Below are 19,643 nucleotides of genomic sequence, written 5' to 3'. Positions count from 1 at the left end.
CTGACGGATCACAAATTCTGCCTCGTCGATTTCATTATCGGCTTGGTAACAAGTGATTGGCACTCCAGAATCACGAGTGGGGCGTAATACTTTATCAATTCGCTCCTTATTGTTTTGAATCAACTCATTCGCCGCTTGTAAAATATTTTCTCGCGAGCGATAGTTTTCTTCTAATTTAATCATGGTCTCGCTTTTTTGGTCTGATAAACCATCGCCAAAATCTTGTTGAAAATCCATCAAAATGGTAAAATCTGCCATGCGGAAGCTATAAATCGATTGATCGGCATCTCCAACGACGAAAATAGAGCGATTTTGCCAATCTTTGTAATCACGGCTCTGGACTCCTCCCGTGGCTAACAAACGAATTAAATCATATTGGGTGCGGTTCGTATCTTGATATTCATCGACTAAAATATGATGAAAGCGGTTATGCCAATAGGCTAATACTTGCTCGTTTTTGCGCAGTAAATTCACAGGGACTAAAATCAAGTCATCAAAATCGAGGGCATTATTTTCGGCTAACCGCTTTTGATAGAGTTCATAAACTTCGGAAATTACCCGTCCCCGATAATTCGGTTGTTCTCGCTGAAAATCTTGGGGCGATAATCCCTGATTTTTGGCATTGCTAATGGCGTAACGAACGGACTTATGATTAAACTTTTTGTCATCTAGATTTAAGTCTTTGGTGACAATTTCTTTTACCAGTCCTTGTACATCCGATTCATCAAAGATAGAAAACTGTTTATCCCATTTTCTGCCTGCTTCATCCTGATATTTATCGATGTCGTAGCGTAAAATTCGAGCGCAGGACGCGTGAAATGTCCCCACCCATAGGGGCTTAATATAATCTTGATAGATGCGCGATCGCAACCGAACCTGTTCGGCATCCCCCAAATCATCCCAATCTCGACCCGTAGAACTCGGAGCTAACTGCTGGGCAAACAAGCTCTCAATGCGCTCCTTCATTTCCCGAGCCGCCTTATTCGTAAACGTGACCGCCAGAATCTGTTCTGGATTCACCCGATGCTGTAGAATCAGATTAGCAATCCGATAGGTAAGGGCACGAGTCTTTCCGGAACCTGCACCTGCAACCACCAACATCGGGCCGCACAGATGCTCCACCGCCTTTCGTTGCGAAGGGTTGAGAACACTGAGAAAATCTGAAGTTTGGGTCATGAGTTGGAACAAGGCTGAATCTACGGCAAATCAAAGAGGACATTATAACATTACTTGTGTGGCTCAGGGAAATCAGAACTAAATTAGAGTGTGAATTATTTGCAATAAGTCAGGTGAGTTTTGATGTGTTCTCTTGAAGTAGTGTGCAGTTCGCGATCGCCTGTTTCTTAGCTATATCTTGGCAAAATCTATACCTTGTGCTATCATCAATTGCGGTATTCAGAGATGAAGGGAGATCTAGACCGTCTCAGATTATCCAGATTGTTCTCTACCGCTTCAAATTCACTCTTTAAACACTCCTAATGTTTACCAATATTCGTCTTTTATTGGAAGCTTGTAACTCCTTAAACCTGGATTATGAGATCGTTCATCCTAACGAAAATGTAATCCAAGTTAATCTCGATAAGCCCTATTTGTTTGTTAATGGATTTACTCCGATTTTAACTGGGGCTATCCTAAAAGTGGTAAAAGATAAAGACTATACTTATCATTTGCTCAAAGATCGGGTATTAATGCCGAAAACTGTTGCCTATGTCGATCCCTATGTTTCTACTTACGAAAACTATGCTATCCATAAGAGTATTCCAGAAATAGTTGCGGCAATTGAAGAGACGTTTAGCTTACCGGTAATTGTCAAGAAAAATACTGGATCGGGGGGAGAAAATGTATTTCTCTGTGATAAAACAGCTCAGATTGAAGAGTCCTTACAGACTATTTTTAATCTGCATGACAAAGATTATGACTATATGGCCTTAGCCCAAGAGGTGATTGAAATTGAGAGGGAATATCGGGCTATTTTTCTGAATAAATCTTTGGTTTTGCTCTACGAAAAAAACATCCAAAATGCAACCTTTACAGGGAATTTAAGTCCTCTCCATTGGGATGGCGCGCAAGCCATTCACGTGACGGATGAAGATACGATAAGCAAACTAGAAGAGTTTATTCAACCTATCTTTGAGCGATTACCGATTGACTATGGAGGATTTGATATTGCGGTGGACAAGTCTGGAAAGTTATGGTTAATAGAAATTAACTCTAATCCGAATTATAAGATTTTCATTCGCGATAATCCAGAAAGGCTTGCCGTAGAAGTTTTTGAGAAGCTTTTGCAGTCTCTGATGAAGTCGGATTAAAGGAAAAAAATGATGCCATTTTACTATACTCGAACCGTTCGCTTTGCAGAAACAGATGCTGCGGGTGTGGTCTATTTTGCCAATCTGTTTCAGTTTTGTCATGAAGCCTATGAAGCCTCTTTAGCTACGGCGGGAATTGACTTAAAGGAGTTCTTTTGTCAGCCGAAAATAGCTTTTCCCATTATTCATAGCGAAGCCGATTTTTATCGACCTCTAACTTGTGGAGATTGTTTAGATATTGAACTGACTCCGGTGTTTTGTCCACCAGATGAATATGAAATTAATTACAAGATAAGATTGGCCGATCGCGCTGTCGCCAAAGCCACCACTCGCCATGTCTGTATCGATGCTCACCAGCGCACTAGGCAACCTCTACCAAAAGTTTTGCTGAACTGGCTTCATAAATGGTCTAATTAATCACTGAAAAGATGATTGTAGTGGGTAGGGTAGGGTAGGGAGGAGAATTAAGCCATGTTTTTCAACTTCTATAGCAGAGAAAGAGTCGGTTAGGACTCCGGCTCAATACTGAAACCTAGCTACCATAACCTATTCCCCATTCCCTATTCCCTAGCGCGCAGCGCTATACCTTATCGCAACTTCAGAATCTGGGCAGTTACGGCCAAACTTTCCTCGTATAAAACATCTCGTCCCCAGCGTTGTAGCTGTTGACTCATCATTTCTTCCGCCTTTTGATCGGAAACCGCAGTCACCTGTTCAGTGCGACTATTACTGGCACTTCCTCCCGCTTCCATCCGCATACATCCGATGGTTTCCGAACATAAAATCGTGCAACAATTAGCCTCGGGATTGCTCGAATTCAGTAAAACCCCGACTAAGTCCCCTGGAATTTCGCCCCAGTCAGCAGTCGGAATACCAGCTAATTCAGCCTGAATTGTTTTATTTTCAGGGCCAGAAAATTCAATCCGTTTAATATCATAATCTCCTCCTTCATCGTGATAACCAACCGGTTGCCAACCGAGACGACTGGCTAGCCATCCCAAAAACATAAAGGCTTGAGAATCATTGCCTTTTTCATAGTCAATCGTGACCCGATCGATATCGCCTAGGGAATCTCGACGTTCTGGGGGATCGAAGGTGGCGGCAGTTAATTCTTGCCAAGGATACAAGCGATGCCAATTAAGATCGGCAATATAGGTTTCTGACTCAATGAGATCGTGAATTTTCAGAAGTTCGGAATCCGGGTCACTAAAATAGCAGGAATCGACGACAATACAATTGGCTTGTTGAGCTAAATGTTGAAACAACAATTGTTCGCGATTGGGGGTTGCTTTCCACCAAACAAATTTGGGTAAATCGGGGATTAATAGGGAAGAAATCAGGTCTTTGACTCGCTCTAGGGCTTCCTTTGTCCCTCGCAGAGTAATGTATTCACAACAGATGAGGGTGCTGTTGCTACTGCTTTTTTGAATGGGACAATAGGCAGAAACTTGGGCACTTACCCCTCGATCTTCGCCTAAAACAGGACAAAGGGTAATCACTCTACAGGGATTTTGGGAAGCGATCGCCTCACTGACACTCGATCCCCTCAAATCCACATTACTAATATCAGCAACCTGGGAGGGCGAGATCTTCTCATAATTCTCCCGCAAACCGTGCAGCGTCTGGCCATCAATGCGTCCCGTAATCCTCAGACCATAACTCATCTGAGCCTCACGAACCGCCTCCTTCATCATCGGACCATTAATACCATCAATGCAGCCACTATAGAAGCCCAAACCAGCCAACAACTGTTGAAATTCTTCCGGCTCATAGATCGCCATACTAAACGTCGCCGCTCGCGTGGCCACTGGGCTAGCCTTGCCTGTATTTTGGCTCAACCAAATCTTATTCAGTTCCGCCTCAATCTCACCCAGAGAAATATCCTTCGGCTTTTGTAAAGTAACAATTGGAGTAGTAGTCATGACAGGTAATGAGTAATAAGAATTAATAAACGATTTTCCCCTTAAAGCAGGTCGTTCCCCGATGCTTTCGCCAACAAAAGGCTTTGTTCTCTTGAAACAGCAATAAAGTTAGTTGATAAATCTTGCGAAAACTTATCAGATGTCAAGGGTTCTCCTGGCTCTACTGGATTCCAAGGTGATTTGTAAATCAGATAATTTTGATATGAGAAAAAATCAGAGAGTTTCGATCTTGAATTAGACGTATGTATACATTCAAAGATAATCATTGGCTTAACTTCTTGCAGTGTTTTTGTTGATCCTTTCAATACAGAAAGTTCATATCCTTCAGTATCAATTTTAATTAAAACTTTGTTTCCTATGATTCGTGAAAGGTAGTCATCAAGCCTTTTTTGAATAACTTTCTCAACAATGATGTCTTTAGAGTCAGGAGACTCATTAACTAAACCCTGTATAATATCAATATTGATAGAACCATTCCAAGTATCTTTTTTGGGATATGCTAGATCTACATAACCATTCTCTTCTCCCAGAGCAACCTTTTCTAAAGTTGGCGTGACATCATTATACTTACATAAATTTTTGTAATAAAAATAACATAAATGATTGGGTTCAAATGTAATAGTTTTTATACCCTTAATTAAGAACAACAAAGAATGGGTTCCATAGTTAGCTCCAATATCAACAAACAAGTCTGGTTTACTAAGCTCAGAAGTCAAGATTGCCTCATAGGTTTGTTTGACATCTATATCGTGACCCACTATGGAAATAGCTTGATCCCAATCTAGCCAGAGCGAATCAGAAGTTAAGGGCATGAATATTGTTTGTTCACCAAAATTGACTTTCCATATTCCTTCATTCACCCTAAAATGAGTATCTCGGTAAATCTTGGAAAACCATTGATAAAAACAAGATGTTTGCTGTGTATTTAATTGAAGATAGAACCCGTTTAATATTGTTCTTGTAAAATTCCAAATAACTAGAGGTTTCACTAAGATCTTTAAAAAAGCAATCAACTTATATTGCAGACGGAAAACGTTTTTTTTGAATAGATTTGTCATCTTTTTTCCTAGTATCTTTTTGTAAGATAGCGCTGTACAACGGCATAGTTACTTGTTTTTTCGATAATCCCCTTATCTAGACTAAGCTCCAGCGACCAGAGAGGTAAACATACCTTTGACAAGCGCTATAAAATTAAACCTAGCATAATTATATTACAAATTTCTATGCAAGTGAGAACGCTCAGGAGGTGACAACAGGCTAGAATCTAAAGCTAGGTTTAGCTTGGAACATTTAAGAGGGCTAAAAAACTCAGCTACTTTTTGGGCAAGTAAACCTCTAACCTGATGTTAGGGTTATGAGATCGCGGAGGGCAATGGAGTTTTATCGCCCTCTTTCAGTTGATGTTTTCAGAAAAATATCGTCTATAAAGGTCGCTGTAGCGACCTTCCACCTCCACTACTTAATTAAAGTCTGCGCCAGCGGCGACCATCTCGATTCAGTAACCACTCTGCCTCAACCGGTTCCCAGGTTCCCGCCTCATAGAGAGGAATCACTTCCGGAGGAGCGGGAGCATCCCAAACATCCAACACTGGGGTTAATACTTGCCAAGAGGCTTCCACCTCATCCCCACGGGTAAACAGAGTTTGGTCCCCTAACATACAATCAATCAACAACCGGCTATAGGCATCCGTATTCGCTTGACCGAAGGCGCGATCGTAGCGAAAATCCATATCAACCGATCGCGTCCGCAAAGAACTCCCCGGCGTTTTCACCTCAAACCGCATCGAAATCCCCTCATTCGGCTGAATTCGCATCGCCAGCACATTCGGGTTCGCCTGTTTCGCCGCTGACTGGAACATCAAATACGGCACTTCCTTAAACTGAATCGCAATCTCCGACACCTTTTTCGGCATCCGTTTCCCCGTCCGCAAATAAAACGGAACCCCCTTCCAGCGCCAATTATCAATATTCAACTTCAGCGCCGCATACGTCGGCGTAACCGACTCCGGACTCGCACCCTCCTCATCCCGGTATCCCGGAACTTGCTTACCCTTACTCCAACCCGACGTATATTGACCCCGAACCGCACATCGATCCAAATTGCTCAAATCCGCCAAATGGGTCGCCTGCACCACCTTTACCTTCTCATTACGAATACTATCCGCATCCAAAGAATTCGGCGGTTCCATCGCCGTCAACGAAAACAACTGCATCAAATGGTTCTGCACCATATCCCGGAGCGCCCCAGACGTTTCATAATAACCCGCCCGTCCTTCCAAACCCACCATTTCCGCCACTGTAATTTGCACATGGTCGATAAACTGGCGATTCCACAGGGGTTCAAAAATAGCATTAGCAAACCGAAACACCAACAGATTTTGCACCGTTTCCTTACCCAAATAATGGTCAATGCGGTACACCTGCTTTTCATCACAGACTTGAGTCACCACCCGATTCAGAGTCCGAGCGCTACCCAAATCTCGGCCAAACGGTTTTTCAATCACCAACCGTTGCTTAGTGGGATCGTCTAACATCCCGGCATTGCCCAATTGTTGGGTTGCTTCTCCAAAGAACCGAGGGGCAACAGACAGATAAAAGACCCGGTTACCACGAGTTCCTCGTTTCGTATCTAATTCCGCTAGAAAGCTTTTGAGTTTTTGATAACTTTCCGGATTGTCAATATCACCAGGGCAGTAAAATAGACCTTCAGCAAACTCTTTCCACAATTGCTCAGACTGAAGTCCCCCCCCAAATTCTTCCACGCCTTCGCGCATATGTTCTCGAAAAAAGTCATGGCTCCATTGACGACGAGCAACCCCCACAATGGTTAATTCTGGGGGCAGTCGTCTCTCCAATTTCATTTGGTAGAGCGCCGGGACTAATTTGCGTTGGGTGAGGTCTCCAGATGCACCAAAAATAATTAAAATCTGGGGTTCAGGAATGCGGTCTTGTTGCAGTCCAACGCGCAGAGGATTTTCTGTGAGTGTAACCATAGAGAATTAACTAACAATAGTTGGGTGTAAGTCTAGATCTACAAAAGGTTGGTGTAGGGTTATTTGCTCTCTGAGGCATTCTTCAGGAAAGATTCGGCCAAAGCCACATTTTCTGGAGAGCCAATAATCAGAGGCGTTCTGGCGTGTAACTCTTTGGGGATCACTTCCAAGATATCTTGAGTACCTGTACTTGCCCGGCCTCCTGCTTGTTCGGCGAGAAAACCTAAGGGCGCTGATTCATACAGTAATCGTAGTTTACCCTCTGGTTTTTTCAGCGTGCCAGGATACAAAAAGACTCCTCCCTGGAATAAAATGCGGTGAAAATCACCTACTAAGGCTCCACCATAGCGGGCGGTGTATCCTTCGTGGCGATGAACATAACGCACATACTCGCGGATGGATTCGTCCCATTGCCAAAAATTCCCTTCATTGACGCTGTAGATAGCTCCGTGGCTGGGGATTTGGATATTTTCTCGGCTGAGGATGAATTCTCCTAAGCTGGGGTCTAGGTTGAAGCAATGGACTCCGTTGCCCACAGAATAGACCAGCATAGTACTAGGGCCATAGAGGATATAGCCAGCCGCAATTTGTTTGTGTCCATTTTGGAGCAGGTCGGAGGCGCTCAAATCCAAATCCATGCCTTCTTGTTTGCGGATGGAGAAGATAGAGCCAACGTTGAGGTTAGTATCGACATTCGATGAGCCATCGATGGGGTCATAAATCAGGGTTTGGCGACCGATGGGACAGTTTTCGGGGATGTAGTATGGCTCTTCCATTTCCTCGGAGGCGAGGCGACAGACGAGGCCACTTTGTTTAAACACACTGATGAATACGTCATTGGCGTAAACATCCATTTTTTTGACCGATTCACCTTGGATGTTGGTCTCGCCAGTAAAGCCTAAAACGTTCTCCATCAGTCCAGCCCTGGACAGGCGACGGGAAATGAGTTTTCCGGCTAGGGCAATGCGATTCATAATCGCACTGAGGTCTTGAGCATCTGGGGAAAAGCTTTGCAGTTGTTGGAGAACATGACGAGATAGGGTGGTACAATCCCGGTCAAGGGCATGTTCTTGGGCAACTTCGACATGGGCATCAGCCATGGATTAGGTTCCTCCTAGAGCAATGGACAGGGTTGACCGCAAGGGTCTTAACGGATTGAGATGGGCTTGTTGATCATGTTAAGGAATGGGGTTACGCAATGGCTCTAAGCTTAAGGTGAACTATAGAAATGGTTGCCCCAGAAGCTGGAGAGCCAATCAACTCTAAGGAGAGTTGTCAGGGGGAAGTTGGTGTAAACTTTGGGGTAAAGATTGGGAAAATTGAGGATTAAAAAAGGCGATCAATTCTAGACTCAAAAGGCTAATCGTGTCCCGATCGCTAAGAGGACAAGATGAGGGGGCGGGGAGTTGATGGAGTTGAAAACGCTCTCACCGGTATTTGAAGTTATCCTTTATAATTTATAATTAAGAAGATTCAACACCAGATGAAGGCACCTCCTCAAAGACTCTAATGTTAAATTTGACTTCTGTTGTCATTAATGAATTTTTGGTGAAGCTCCGGGATGGTTATCGCCGAACGTATGGTGGCTATAAACCGGATTATGCGGATATTATCGTTTGGGCTGGGAGTATGGCCCTAGAGAATATTGCCAATAGTGATGCCCTTTATCATAATGTGGAACATACGATTTTTGTTACGTTGGTGGGACAAGAAATTCTTCGTGGAAAACATATTCGTGAGGGTGGAGTTTCGGCAGAAGATTGGCTCCATTTTATGATTTCTTTGCTCTGTCATGATATTGGATATATTAAAGGTGTTTGTCGTGAGGATAAGCATTCAGATCGCTTATATGATTCGGGGATTGAAAACAGTAGGGTTGAGTTGCTGCCAGGGGCAACGGATGCGGCGCTTACGCCTTATCATGTAGACCGGGGTAAGCGGTTTATTGAGGAGCGGTTTGGGGGTCATAAATTAATTGATGCAGAGGAAATTAAGCGCAATATTGAGCTAACTCGTTTTCCGGTTCCCAAGGATGACGATCATGCGGATACGATGAATTATCCGGGTTTAATTCGAGGGGCGGATTTGATTGGGCAGTTGAGCGATCCGCAGTATTTACAGAAGATTCCGGCTCTGTTTTATGAGTTTGAGGAAAATGGAGCGAATAAACAGTTAGGGTATGAAAATCCTGGGGATTTACGGAATAATTATCCGGCATTTTTCTGGAATGTGGTTTCTCATTATATTCAGCCTTCGTTGAATCATTTGAAGTTGACTCAGGAAGGGAAGCAGGTGATTGCGAATTTGTATGCGAATGTTTTTCGAGTTGAACATGAGGCGCAAACGGATCGCTTTGTTTGAGGGAGGGGTATTGCCAGGGAAGATAGGGGAGATGACCCGAATAAACCTATCGGTTGATGGTTCTGATCATTTACCTCATAGCCATTCAAAGAGCTGTAGGATAGAGGGGATTATAAGGTGTTAGGAGAATACGGGTTATGGATGTGATTCCAGCGATTGATTTGCTCCAGGGGAATTGTGTGCGCTTGTATCAGGGAGATTATGAGCAAAGTCAGGTGTTTGATGAAGACCCGGTGGCGATCTCCCAACAATGGGTTGCTCAAGGAGCGACACGCTTGCATGTGGTGGATCTCGATGGCGCAAAGTCAGGACAGTCGGTGAATTTAGAGGTGATTCGAGCGATCGCCCAATCCATCCCCATTCCAGTACAAGTGGGGGGAGGCTTGCGAGACTATGCAGGGGTGACCAATTTGCTCTCGACCGGGGTTAAACAGGCGATTTTAGGCACGGTGGCGGTGGAAAATCCCGAACTTGTCCAACAGCTCTGTCAGGAGTTTCCAGGGCAAATTATGGTGGGTATTGATGCCCGTGATGGTAAGGTGGCGACGCGGGGATGGTTGGAAACCTCCAAAATTTCTGGGATTGAATTGGCCCAACAATGCGCTCAGATGGGAGCTTATGGCATTATTTATACCGATATTCACCGGGATGGAACCCTGAAAGGGCCGAATATTCCAGCCTTGCGAGAAGTTGCCGAAGCCGTGGATGTGCCGGTAATTGCCTCTGGTGGAGTCAGTAGTGTGACGGATTTACTCAGTTTGTTGGCCCTAGAGCGTTTGGGGGTAACTGGAGTGATTGTGGGTAAAGCGCTCTATACGGGGGATGTGGTGCTGAAAGAAGCGCTACAGGCGATCGGACCAGGTCGTTTACAGGATATTCCCCCTGATTTGGATTCGTCGGCGATGGCGTAAAACCAATGAATAATTAAGGGCACCTCTATTAATTAGTATCGGGATCAATACCCAATCGCGCTAGGCGTTCTCGTAACTGTTGAATCTTCCGGTCTTTCTCATCGACAACCGCTTCGGCGCGATCGGCTCTTTGTTGTTGGCGCTCTTTTTCTTGGCGTTCGAGATCGCGCTCTAACTCAGCCTTCTGAGCGCATTCCTCTGGAGTCAGATAACGCTCTCCTATTTCATCATACCAATAGAGCCATTCTCTAGCAATCCCTTGATACGTTCCTTCCGCTCGACCAATGCCTAAATTTAACTCTGATAACCATACGGGTTCCCCGGATAATAATTGATATTTACCCCCTTCAAGTTGATAAACTTCTAGCTTCGGTTGCTGTTTCCGCAGGGGATTATAGATAAGATAGTAGAGAACTCCCAGTTGAGCATATTGTTCTTTTTTCTGGGTATATTCTCCTCTTCTGGTTTTCGAGACGACTTCTAACACTAACGTCGGCATTTGTTGCTCTTCCCAAAGAACATAAGATAACCGTAAATCTGAATCAATAATTCTGGGGACTCCGACACTCAAAAATCCATCCGGGACAATAGCCGCTTGGCTCGGATCAACATAAATTCCCATATCCACCCCAAAAAACCAATCCATGCGCTCTGACCAAATTAAGGCCAGCATAGCTTTGAGTAAAGTGGGAATTAAATCTTGCAGTTCATTATCCACGGGAGTCTCGTCAGAGTCAGGTAAATCTATTGCCAAGGGTAAGTCATTTCTGTGATAGTATTGGAGTACCATAAATTCACCAGCAAATTCACAAGAAGTTTCTCTTTAGTTTATCGCACTATTTCCTATTCCTCCTCTACCGGACGTAAGGGAATTTCCACAATAAACTTAGTTCCCTCTCCCGGTTCAGAAACACAACTGAGATTGCCGCTATGTTTTTCCACCACAATTTGATAACTGATAGATAACCCTAAACCGGTTCCAGAGCCTACGGGTTTAGTCGTATAGAAGGGATTAAAGATTTTTGGGATCGTCTCCTCAGTCATTCCTGGGCCGTTATCAGCGATAATGACTTCCACAGATTGGCGATCGGTCACTTGAGTCCGGACTGTAATCGAGGGTTGTCGATCGTCGGCAAGTTCACCACTGCGCTGATCTTGCATTGCATCACACGCATTGGTTAATAAATTCATGAACACTTGATTGAGTTGGGAGGCGTAGCAATTAACTCGGGGTAAATTGCCATACTCTTTAATAATTTTAATTTCTTTCTCATTCCCCGACTCTTTGAAACGATTTTGCAAAATTAACAAGGTACTATCTAATCCATCATGAAGATTAACTGGTTTTTTATCTGCTTCATCCAGTCGGGAGAAGTTTCGTAGAGAAAGGATAATTTTACGGATACGTTCGGCTCCCACCTGCATGGAATTGAGGAGATTCTTCAAATCTTCACTCATAAAGTCGAGATCGATATCCTCAATCATATCTTCAATTTCTTCATCTGGTTCAGGGTAATAAGTTTGATAGAGATCGATCAGATCCAGCAAAGCATCAACATATTCCGTCGCAGGGGCGAGGTTACCATAGATAAAACTAACGGGATTATTAATTTCATGGGCTACTCCAGCCACCATTTGACCTAAACCAGACATTTTTTCCGTTTGGATCAGTTGGGTTTGAGTCCGTTTTAGCTCTTCTAGGGTTTGGGATAAATCTTGATTTTTCTGGTTTAATTCTTGGGTGCGCTCTTGTACTTTTTGCTCAACGGATGCATAGAGAAGGGCGTTATCCAGGGCGATCGCCGCTTGAGAGGATAAGACTTGCAGCACTTCAATGCGATCGGCAGTGAAGGCATCAGTCGTTAGGTTATTTTCTAAATACAGGATACTAATCAGTTGTCCTTGATTAACAATGGGGATACACAGGAGCGATTTAACCTGACGTTTAATGATGTAAGGGTCGTTGGTAAATTGTCCATTTCGACAGGCATGACTTAAGACAACATCGGAGAGAGAGCGCTCCACATAGTTAATGACCGTAATGGGTAATTCTTCACTGGTTTCAACGGCTGTTGATTCCTCGTTAATAATCGCTTCCTCATCTACAAAAGCAGAGGCAGAAATCAGCAACTTACCCTCTTTAGGAAGCAATAAAAATCCCGATTGCGCTCCTGCATTTTCAATCAATATTTTCATTAAAGTCCCCAAGAGTTTATCGAAAACAATTTCACTAGAAATGGCTTGAGATGCTTTGAGAACTGTATTTAAATCCAGGCTATTGGAAATTGAATTAGTAGAGGTGTGAATTGTGGTATTCACATCCAATTTATCGGTTAGTTGGTTAAATTTAGCCTCTAATTGAGGATAGGCTAACTTCAGAGATGCGACTTTGCGCTTTATTCCCCATTTCTCGTAATGATAGTAAGCCTCTCGCAAATGGACTAGAGCATAGGAGAGTTTCTGTTTTTGCAGCCAAAAATCAGCCGCCCGTTCATTGGCGATCGCCTGAACAGAAATCAATTCATGCTCTGTGGCTACGGCGATCGCGCGATCGTAGAAATCAATCGCTAATTCCAGTTGATTTTGCACACGAGCTAATTCTGCTTCTACCAGTAAATACTTAGGCAAGAAATTAGCTACACAGTTTTCAGACCAAATCTTTAATTGACTTTGATTCGCTCTCACCTTATCTAATAAAGCTTCTCTTTTCGTCTCCTCTGTCATCCCATAAGCGGATAGACAGACCAAGGAAGTATAGAAATTATACTCAGGTACCGGTGAAGTCCCTAGTATAAATTGGAGTTTCTCCGCGATCGTCTCACTTAGGGCTAATGCCGCCTCTAGATTCCCATACAAATATAACGTTTGCATTTTGAAAATCTGATAAATACACAGAGCAAAAATATTCTGATTTTGCTGACAAAGCTCAACATATTCCGCTTCAGTTAAACTTGGCCCATCAAAATTTAATGGCTCATTCGTTTGATCGTCTAAATTCAATAGAACTAACTGTAAACCCAGTAAAACATAAGTTACCAATTGATTCTCTGTTTTCTGAGCAAATGGTAAATATTTAAGAATCTCTTCTAAAATCTGTTCAATCGGTTTTCCTTGGACAAAGAAATTAACCGACTGATTATTCAGTACATAACCTGCATAGAGCAAATCTCCCGAATCCAGAGCCGATTGATACGCCTCATTTCCTAGCAATGTTGAATCTTTCATGGGATTAAACCAATAATTCAAAGTGCTAATTAAACAAACACCCGCCTTATAAGTTGGATGTCCCCATTTTTGATTGAGTTGATAAGCTACCCTTCCCAGATCATAGGCATTTCGGTACTGTCCAAAAATATTCACCAATAAAATGCCATAGGTAGGCAACAAGAACGCCACTTCTGGAGCATATCCTTCCTCCAAAACCAACGTTGCCCCCTTCAGAATAATCAGCGTCCACAACTGAATATCGAGCATATAGGTCGGTGGAGCTAAATTATTCAATAATTTCACCTTAATTTCGCTGAGTGGATTCTCCATTTTTGGTTGATCCAGCAATGATAAAATGGGGCGATTCCCTAACGCTTTACTCGCGTTTTCTAATTCTTGGGGAATCACTTGATCTAAACCTTCAGTTGGTAAATTCACCCCTAATACATCCAGGGCCGTACACCCGATTTCTAGCGCTTTTTGATACTGACCTCTCAAGGTATTTTGAATTAACAGAATATTATAAATTTCCGCTTTCTCAAAATCTGAATCAATCTGAGATAAAACCTCAGCAATCAAAGCTTCTGATTCAGCAAAATTTCCATTCAAATATTCCACATCTGCCCGCTCTCTATACAAAGAAAATGAAAACTCATGATCGAGATCCCAAATATTTTCTGGCAGGCAGCTCATTGCCTCTTTTAAATATTGAAGAGATGCCACAAAAGCAGTAGCATCTTTAGCTCGTTTTCCTGCCTCCAAATTTAGGTGAGCTAATTCCAAAATTTCATTCTGCTCTGTTATCAAAGCTCGACCAACATTCATATGATCGACCAATTCAAAAATTCGTTCACTACGATATTCGATTGGTGTTCTTTCCAATAGCATTCTGCCAATTTCCAGATGAACCGCCTTTTTATTTGATTCATCGATTAAAGCATAGGCCGCCTGCTGCACTCGGTCATGGGAAAATTTATAATTTAAAATTAACAACGGAGCCGTAACTAAATCCAGGTCGACCAATTCTTTACCAGAATTGGGACGGATCATTTTTTCTTCAATTGCGGGCAACAGATCTTGAAAGGTTCCAGAGGATTCTTTTTCATAAATTAAAGACAAAGTATTTAAATCAAACTGATTCCCTAAACAAGCGGATAATCGTAAAACTTCTTGCGTTGCTTCTGGCAGCTTTCGCAACTTACCAATCATTAAGTCTACTACATTCTCTGTAATACTCATGGACTCAATTTCTTCTAAATCCCAAGACCATCCACCCATAATATCCGGTTGAGGGGGGACAAACCTTAGCAGGTTTTCCTGGTACAAGGTCTTGAGAAATTCATTCACAAAAAATGGATTCCCTGCGGTTTTATTTTGAACCAATTCTGCCAAAGGCTTGACTAATCCTTGCCTTTGATGTAAAGTCTCAGAAATTAATTGGCTAATCTGATTGAGCTTCATATTGTCCAAATGAATATGGTTAATAATCACAGTCTGAATCCGCAGGGAATCAACCACCATCATCAGTGGATGACTAGGACTCACTTCATTATCTCGATAAGCTCCAATTAAGAAAAAATACTGAACATCTGCTTCCGTCAGCATAAGTTCAATCAACTTCAGAGTTGCAGAATCAGCCCATTGTAAATCATCCAAGAAGATCACTAACGGATGTTCTGGACGGCAGAAAATACGAATAAAATTCTGAAAAACAAAATTAAACCGATTTTGAGATTCTGTTGGCCCTAATTCTATAACGGCAGGTTGGGGCCCAACAATATATTCCACTTCCGGAATTACATCAATAATGATTTGACCATTTGGACCAAAGGCTTCTAATAGCTTTTTTTTCCATTTTCTTAAGTTCTCTTCACTTTCAGTCAGCAATAAATTGACTAACTCAGAAAACGCTTTTACAATAGCATAATAAGGAATACTCCGTTGGAACTGATCGAATTTACCTAGGATAAAATAGCCATTTTTATGGATAATAGGATTATAAATTTCTTGAACTAAAGCAGATTTACCGATTCCAGAATATCCACTAATGAGCATAAATTCTTTATGACCATCAGCAACTCGCTCAAAGGCCGCTAACAGCGTATCGACTTCCTTATCTCGTCCATAGAGCTTTTCTGGGATTTTAAATGTATCCGAAATATCTTGTTCCCCTAACGGAAATGGATTGATCTGGTCATTTTCTTTCAGATTAACTAAACATTGTTCTAAATCTGCGAGTAATCCCCAACTACTTTGATAGCGCTCTTCTGCATTTTTGGCTAATAGCTTCAGCACTAAGTCAGAGACAACTGGGGGAATTTCAGAATTAACGACATGGGGAGCAATGGGTTGCTTGGCAATGTGACAATGGATGAGTTCCATTGTTTCCTTGCTTTCAAAGGGAAGCTTGTGGGTGAGCAACTCATAAAAGGTGACTCCCAAGGAATAGAAATCTGTGCGATAGTCTAAGCTCCGATTGAGTCTTCCGGTTTGCTCAGGAGACATATAGGCTAAGGTTCCTTCAATTGTCGGAGCATGACCTGATGATGAAGATTCTCGATTAAAGGTGACAGATATACTTAAATCGACCAGTTTGACTTCTCCTGTGGCGGGATTAAAGATAATATTGCCCGGATTGATGTCTTTATGAATAATACTCGCTTGATGTAAATCGCCTAAGCTTTTGACAATCCGAATGGCTAAGTTGAGAAAGCCTAAAAGTGTAAATTTCTGAGACGCTAATAACTGTTTTAAGGATTCTCCTCCAAAATCCTCTAATACCATCACTAAAGCGTTTTGATAGCTTTCTAGAGTATAAGCCTTAACTACACTTTCTCGATTGAGCTGATTGAGGAGTTCAAACTCTTGCTGGTATCGATTGCGCTCCTCTACTGTAGGATAATCTGCTTTGAGTACCTTCAAAATGACCGGCAGATTTGTTTTTTGTTGACAACCCCGATAGACTACTGTTTTGTCACTTTCGTAGATCTTAGCAAGAATTTGGTAGCCGCTTAGATTGATCATAATCAAAAACTCTAAATCGCTTTGGGGAAGTACGGATAGGATACCCTGGGTAAAGAAGAAGCGGACGACCCGAAGCGATCGCCTCCACTCTAGATCAAGATTACCTCACCAATTTAGCAAAATATAGTCCTGCACGGTGGCTATAGGAATGAGTTACCAGTTAAGGTTGTAAGTGGGTTGGTAAGGGGGAGGCAATGGGGAATAGGCAAAAGCTGGTTTTGCTTTTTCCTTGAACCATTCATAAATTTAGACATGATGTAGGGACAAACGGCCGTTTGCCCCTACAAGAGGATTCTAGCTCATCCACTGACTATGGAAAAACTCCCCTCTCGGACGGTCAATCCGCTCATAGGTATGAGCGCCAAAGAAATCCCGTTGCGCTTGAGTCAAATTCTGGGGCAAAGTCGCGCGACGATAACTATCAAAGTAGTCCAAAGACGCACTAAATGCCGGAACTGGAATCCCTAACTGACAAGCCAAACCCAACACTTCCCGCCAAGCTTGCTGACGGTCTAGAATAGTTTGCTTGAACTCAGGAGCAAGCAACAAATTGGGTAAACTGGGATTCTCCTTAAATGCCACTTTAATCTTATCTAAGAAGCCCGCACGAATAATACATCCGCCTTTCCAAATACGGGAAATTTCGCTCAGATTCAACTCATAGCCAAACTCTTGAGAAGCCTTACTCAGCAGAGCCATCCCTTGAGCATAGGAACAAATTTTAGAGCAATAGAGAGCATCTCGAATTTTAGGAATAAATGCTTTGAGATCTCCATTGTACTGACCACTTGGCCCGGTTAATTCCTGAGACGCAGCTACCCGTTCTTCTTTATAGGAAGACATAATGCGAGCATTTACAGCTGCGGTAATTGTGGGAATACTTACCCCCAACTCTAAAGAAGTGACGACAGTCCACCGTCCCGTTCCTTTTTGACCGGCTGCATCTACAATCAGATCGATCAGATGCTGGTTGGTTTCCGAGTCAATTTGTTTAAAGATATCCCGGGTAATCTCAATTAAAAAGGAATTGAGTTCCTCAGTTTCATTCCACTCCTTAAACACTTCATGAAGTTCAGGATTGGTTAAACCTACGGCATTTTTCAGCAAATCATAGGCTTCAGCGATTAACTGCATATCGCCATATTCAATGCCATTGTGAACCATTTTCACATAATGACCTGCGCCCCCTTTACCAATAAAAGTGACACAGGGACCATCATCCACTTGAGCCGCAATTTTGGTCACAATGGGTTCCAACTCTTGGTAAGCCGCTGGAGTTCCCCCTGGCATTAAACTGGGGCCATTGAGTGCCCCTTCTTCACCGCCACTGACTCCCATGCCTACAAATCCTAATTTCGAGGCTTCGAGATCTTTGGTGCGGCGTTCGGTATCTTCATAAAGGGAGTTTCCGCCATCGATAATCATATCCCCTTCATCAAGTAAGGGCTTGAGGCTATCAATTACGGCATCAACCGGTTTACCCGCTTTCACCATAATCAAAATTTTGCGGGGGCGATCGAGTTTTTGTACAAATTCTTCCAGAGTTTGGGCAGCTAAGAAATTTTTCCCCTTGGCTCTGGTGGCCATAAACTCTTCAGTTTTGGCATAAGTTCGGTTATAAACCGTTACTGGAAACCCATTGCGTTCCACATTCAGGGCCAGGTTTTCACCCATAACCGCAAGGCCAATTAGACCAAAACTTGGCTGTGTCATAAGATTATGTACTCGCGTAACCAACAATTGCTTGCTATAACAGCAAATTACCTACAAGGTTAGCCCGATCTTTAAAATTGTCCCGTAAAGAAGAGATTAAGTCTGGGCCGTCACGGTAAAATGACCCTGTAGGCTGTAGACAAAGAATTTAGAAACAGAGGGTTCAGCAGACATGGCACGAATTCTGGCACTAGCCGTTGGCTTAGGAAGTTTCGCCTTTTATATGGCATTCTTCTTTTTTCCAGAGGTTTATCGGCGTAAAAGTGATTTTATCTGGAGTGGGTTAGGCTTTCTCTATGCTCTAACCCTATGGTTTTGTGCTGGACGGTTTACGGGTGCGGTGATGCTCGGCCAAATGGCTGCTGTTCCCCTGCTGTTGTATCTAGGTTGGGAAACTTTAACCTTACGTCGCCAATTAACTCCTGCTGGTCAACAAACTCCTGTGGAGGGGGAACAGTTAAAGCAGAATGGCTTAGGTGCTTTAAATCGTTTGTTGAAGAGGTCTCCTGCTCCAGAGGTTGCTGTGCCTACCCCTGAAACACCAGAATCTGAAATTCCTGTTACCCAAGAAGAAACGTCTCCAGAGACTCCTATCCCTGTCGGGGGTGAGGAAACGGTGACTGAATCGGAACTGAGTGTGGAGGAATTTCCCGTTTCGGAGCCTGAACCTGCCGAATTACCGGTTTCGCCAGAACCTGAATCTCAGCCAGAACTAGAGGTGGCGCAAGGGGGAGCTGAATCGAAATATGAAGAGATAGAGGAGATAGAGGCGACTGAGAAAATCGAGGGTCAAGGGGCGATCGCCCCAGATGCTCCGGATGAGAGTACGATAGAGTCGGAGCCTGAGCCTGATCAATTTGAGGAATCCTCTGAACCCGTTGTTCCACCAACGCCCGTTCCTTCATCATCTCCGACTCCTCCACAACCGAAATCGAAAACTCTATCGGGGTTATTCGGTTTCTTTGATAGTCTCAAAAGTCGATTCCAAAAGTCGAAGCCTTCGGAAATGTCTTCTTCAGATGCAGAAACTTGGACTGAAGAAGAGCCAGAGTTATCAACGCCAATGCCAGAAGCCTCAGAAGCCGTAACTGAGGAACCCGTCGCTGAAGCGCCAGAAACGCCAGAAGCCGAAAGTGTCGAGGAAACTATCGCTGAAGCGCCAGAAACGCCAGAAGCTGAAAGTGTAGAGGAACCCGTCGCTGA

The 19,643-nt window shown here is 43.2% G+C and carries 13 protein-coding genes; 5 read left to right on the top strand and 8 right to left on the bottom strand.

Going from position 1 to position 19,643, the window contains the following annotated elements:
• A partial coding sequence (locus AC3A14_RS12055; protein WP_487779010.1) for a UvrD-helicase domain-containing protein occupies nt 1-1,176 on the bottom strand: 1,176 nt, incomplete at its 3' end.
• A gap of 302 nt (nt 1,177-1,478) precedes the next feature.
• Between AC3A14_RS12055 and AC3A14_RS12050 the strand changes: the two genes are divergently transcribed.
• Together AC3A14_RS12050 and AC3A14_RS12045 are read left to right on the top strand one after the other, a co-directional pair.
• The gene (locus AC3A14_RS12050; RefSeq protein WP_318732803.1) at nt 1,479-2,309 is read left to right on the top strand and encodes an ATP-grasp domain-containing protein; all 831 of its coding nucleotides are present in this window, start codon (nt 1,479-1,481) and stop codon (nt 2,307-2,309) included.
• 12 nt (nt 2,310-2,321) lie between these two features.
• The gene (locus AC3A14_RS12045) at nt 2,322-2,726 is read left to right on the top strand and encodes an acyl-CoA thioesterase (RefSeq protein WP_413039075.1); all 405 of its coding nucleotides are present in this window, start codon (nt 2,322-2,324) and stop codon (nt 2,724-2,726) included.
• A gap of 170 nt (nt 2,727-2,896) precedes the next feature.
• Here the strand turns inward: AC3A14_RS12045 and opcA are convergent, their stop codons facing one another.
• The 4 genes from opcA to fbp all read right to left on the bottom strand — a co-directional run bounded on the left by opcA (nt 2,897) and on the right by fbp (nt 8,324).
• Nucleotides 2,897-4,231 carry a glucose-6-phosphate dehydrogenase assembly protein OpcA gene (gene opcA / locus AC3A14_RS12040; protein ID WP_318732805.1) on the bottom strand — a complete coding sequence of 445 codons (1,335 nt, stop codon included), beginning with the start codon at nt 4,229-4,231 and terminating at the stop codon, nt 2,897-2,899.
• Nucleotides 4,232-4,272: 41 nt separating this feature from the next.
• The gene (locus AC3A14_RS12035; RefSeq protein WP_318732806.1) at nt 4,273-5,289 is read right to left on the bottom strand and encodes an FkbM family methyltransferase; all 1,017 of its coding nucleotides are present in this window, start codon (nt 5,287-5,289) and stop codon (nt 4,273-4,275) included.
• 405 nt (nt 5,290-5,694) lie between these two features.
• Nucleotides 5,695-7,224, bottom strand: a complete 1,530-nt coding sequence (gene zwf / locus AC3A14_RS12030; protein ID WP_318732807.1) for a glucose-6-phosphate dehydrogenase — start codon at nt 7,222-7,224, stop codon at nt 5,695-5,697.
• A gap of 59 nt (nt 7,225-7,283) precedes the next feature.
• Nucleotides 7,284-8,324 (bottom strand): class 1 fructose-bisphosphatase, encoded by a 1,041-nt coding sequence (gene fbp, locus AC3A14_RS12025; RefSeq protein ID WP_318732808.1) that lies wholly within the window; start codon nt 8,322-8,324, stop codon nt 7,284-7,286.
• A gap of 409 nt (nt 8,325-8,733) precedes the next feature.
• On the opposite strand from fbp, the gene AC3A14_RS12020 reads away from it, so the two are divergent.
• A complete protein-coding gene (locus AC3A14_RS12020; RefSeq protein WP_318699265.1) occupies nt 8,734-9,585 on the top strand; it encodes an Npun_R2479 family HD domain-containing metalloprotein in 852 nt (283 codons plus the stop codon).
• A gap of 137 nt (nt 9,586-9,722) precedes the next feature.
• The gene (gene hisA / locus AC3A14_RS12015; protein ID WP_318732809.1) at nt 9,723-10,496 is read left to right on the top strand and encodes a 1-(5-phosphoribosyl)-5-[(5-phosphoribosylamino)methylideneamino]imidazole-4-carboxamide isomerase; all 774 of its coding nucleotides are present in this window, start codon (nt 9,723-9,725) and stop codon (nt 10,494-10,496) included.
• A 28-nt stretch (nt 10,497-10,524) separates the two neighbouring features.
• On the opposite strand, the gene AC3A14_RS12010 is transcribed toward hisA, so the two are convergent.
• The 3 genes from AC3A14_RS12010 to gnd form a co-directional block, all read right to left on the bottom strand.
• The gene (locus AC3A14_RS12010) at nt 10,525-11,286 is read right to left on the bottom strand and encodes a Uma2 family endonuclease (RefSeq protein ID WP_318732810.1); all 762 of its coding nucleotides are present in this window, start codon (nt 11,284-11,286) and stop codon (nt 10,525-10,527) included.
• Between the two features lie 53 nt (nt 11,287-11,339).
• On the bottom strand, nt 11,340-16,727 hold the full coding sequence (locus AC3A14_RS12005; RefSeq protein WP_487779009.1) for a trifunctional serine/threonine-protein kinase/ATP-binding protein/sensor histidine kinase: 5,388 nt from the start codon (nt 16,725-16,727) through the stop codon (nt 11,340-11,342).
• Between the two features lie 294 nt (nt 16,728-17,021).
• A complete protein-coding gene (gnd, locus tag AC3A14_RS12000) occupies nt 17,022-18,440 on the bottom strand; it encodes a decarboxylating NADP(+)-dependent phosphogluconate dehydrogenase (protein WP_318732812.1) in 1,419 nt (472 codons plus the stop codon).
• Nucleotides 18,441-18,612: 172 nt separating this feature from the next.
• On the opposite strand from gnd, the gene AC3A14_RS11995 reads away from it, so the two are divergent.
• Nucleotides 18,613-19,643 (top strand): Ycf66 family protein (locus tag AC3A14_RS11995; RefSeq protein WP_487779008.1); only part of this gene is annotated, 1,031 nt, incomplete at its 3' end.

The sequence above is a fragment of the Roseofilum sp. genome (genome assembly GCF_982964205.1).
The sequence above is the reverse complement of the archived record's forward strand: the minus strand, read 5'-3'. Positions and strand labels throughout refer to the sequence as shown.

What these genes read in the sequence shown, in the direction of transcription:
- AC3A14_RS12050 (WP_318732803.1), top strand. Translation starts at nt 1,479, where the DNA reads ATGTTTACCAATATTCGTCTTTTATTGGAAGCTTGTAACTCCTTAAAC.
- AC3A14_RS12045 (WP_413039075.1), top strand. Translation starts at nt 2,322, where the DNA reads ATGCCATTTTACTATACTCGAACCGTTCGCTTTGCAGAAACAGATGCT.
- opcA (WP_318732805.1), bottom strand. Translation starts at nt 4,231, where the DNA reads ATGACTACTACTCCAATTGTTACTTTACAAAAGCCGAAGGATATTTCT.
- AC3A14_RS12035 (WP_318732806.1), bottom strand. Translation starts at nt 5,289, where the DNA reads ATGACAAATCTATTCAAAAAAAACGTTTTCCGTCTGCAATATAAGTTG.
- zwf (WP_318732807.1), bottom strand. Translation starts at nt 7,224, where the DNA reads ATGGTTACACTCACAGAAAATCCTCTGCGCGTTGGACTGCAACAAGAC.
- fbp (WP_318732808.1), bottom strand. Translation starts at nt 8,324, where the DNA reads ATGGCTGATGCCCATGTCGAAGTTGCCCAAGAACATGCCCTTGACCGG.
- AC3A14_RS12020 (WP_318699265.1), top strand. Translation starts at nt 8,734, where the DNA reads ATGTTAAATTTGACTTCTGTTGTCATTAATGAATTTTTGGTGAAGCTC.
- hisA (WP_318732809.1), top strand. Translation starts at nt 9,723, where the DNA reads ATGGATGTGATTCCAGCGATTGATTTGCTCCAGGGGAATTGTGTGCGC.
- AC3A14_RS12010 (WP_318732810.1), bottom strand. Translation starts at nt 11,286, where the DNA reads ATGGTACTCCAATACTATCACAGAAATGACTTACCCTTGGCAATAGAT.
- AC3A14_RS12005 (WP_487779009.1), bottom strand. Translation starts at nt 16,727, where the DNA reads ATGATCAATCTAAGCGGCTACCAAATTCTTGCTAAGATCTACGAAAGT.
- gnd (WP_318732812.1), bottom strand. Translation starts at nt 18,440, where the DNA reads ATGACACAGCCAAGTTTTGGTCTAATTGGCCTTGCGGTTATGGGTGAA.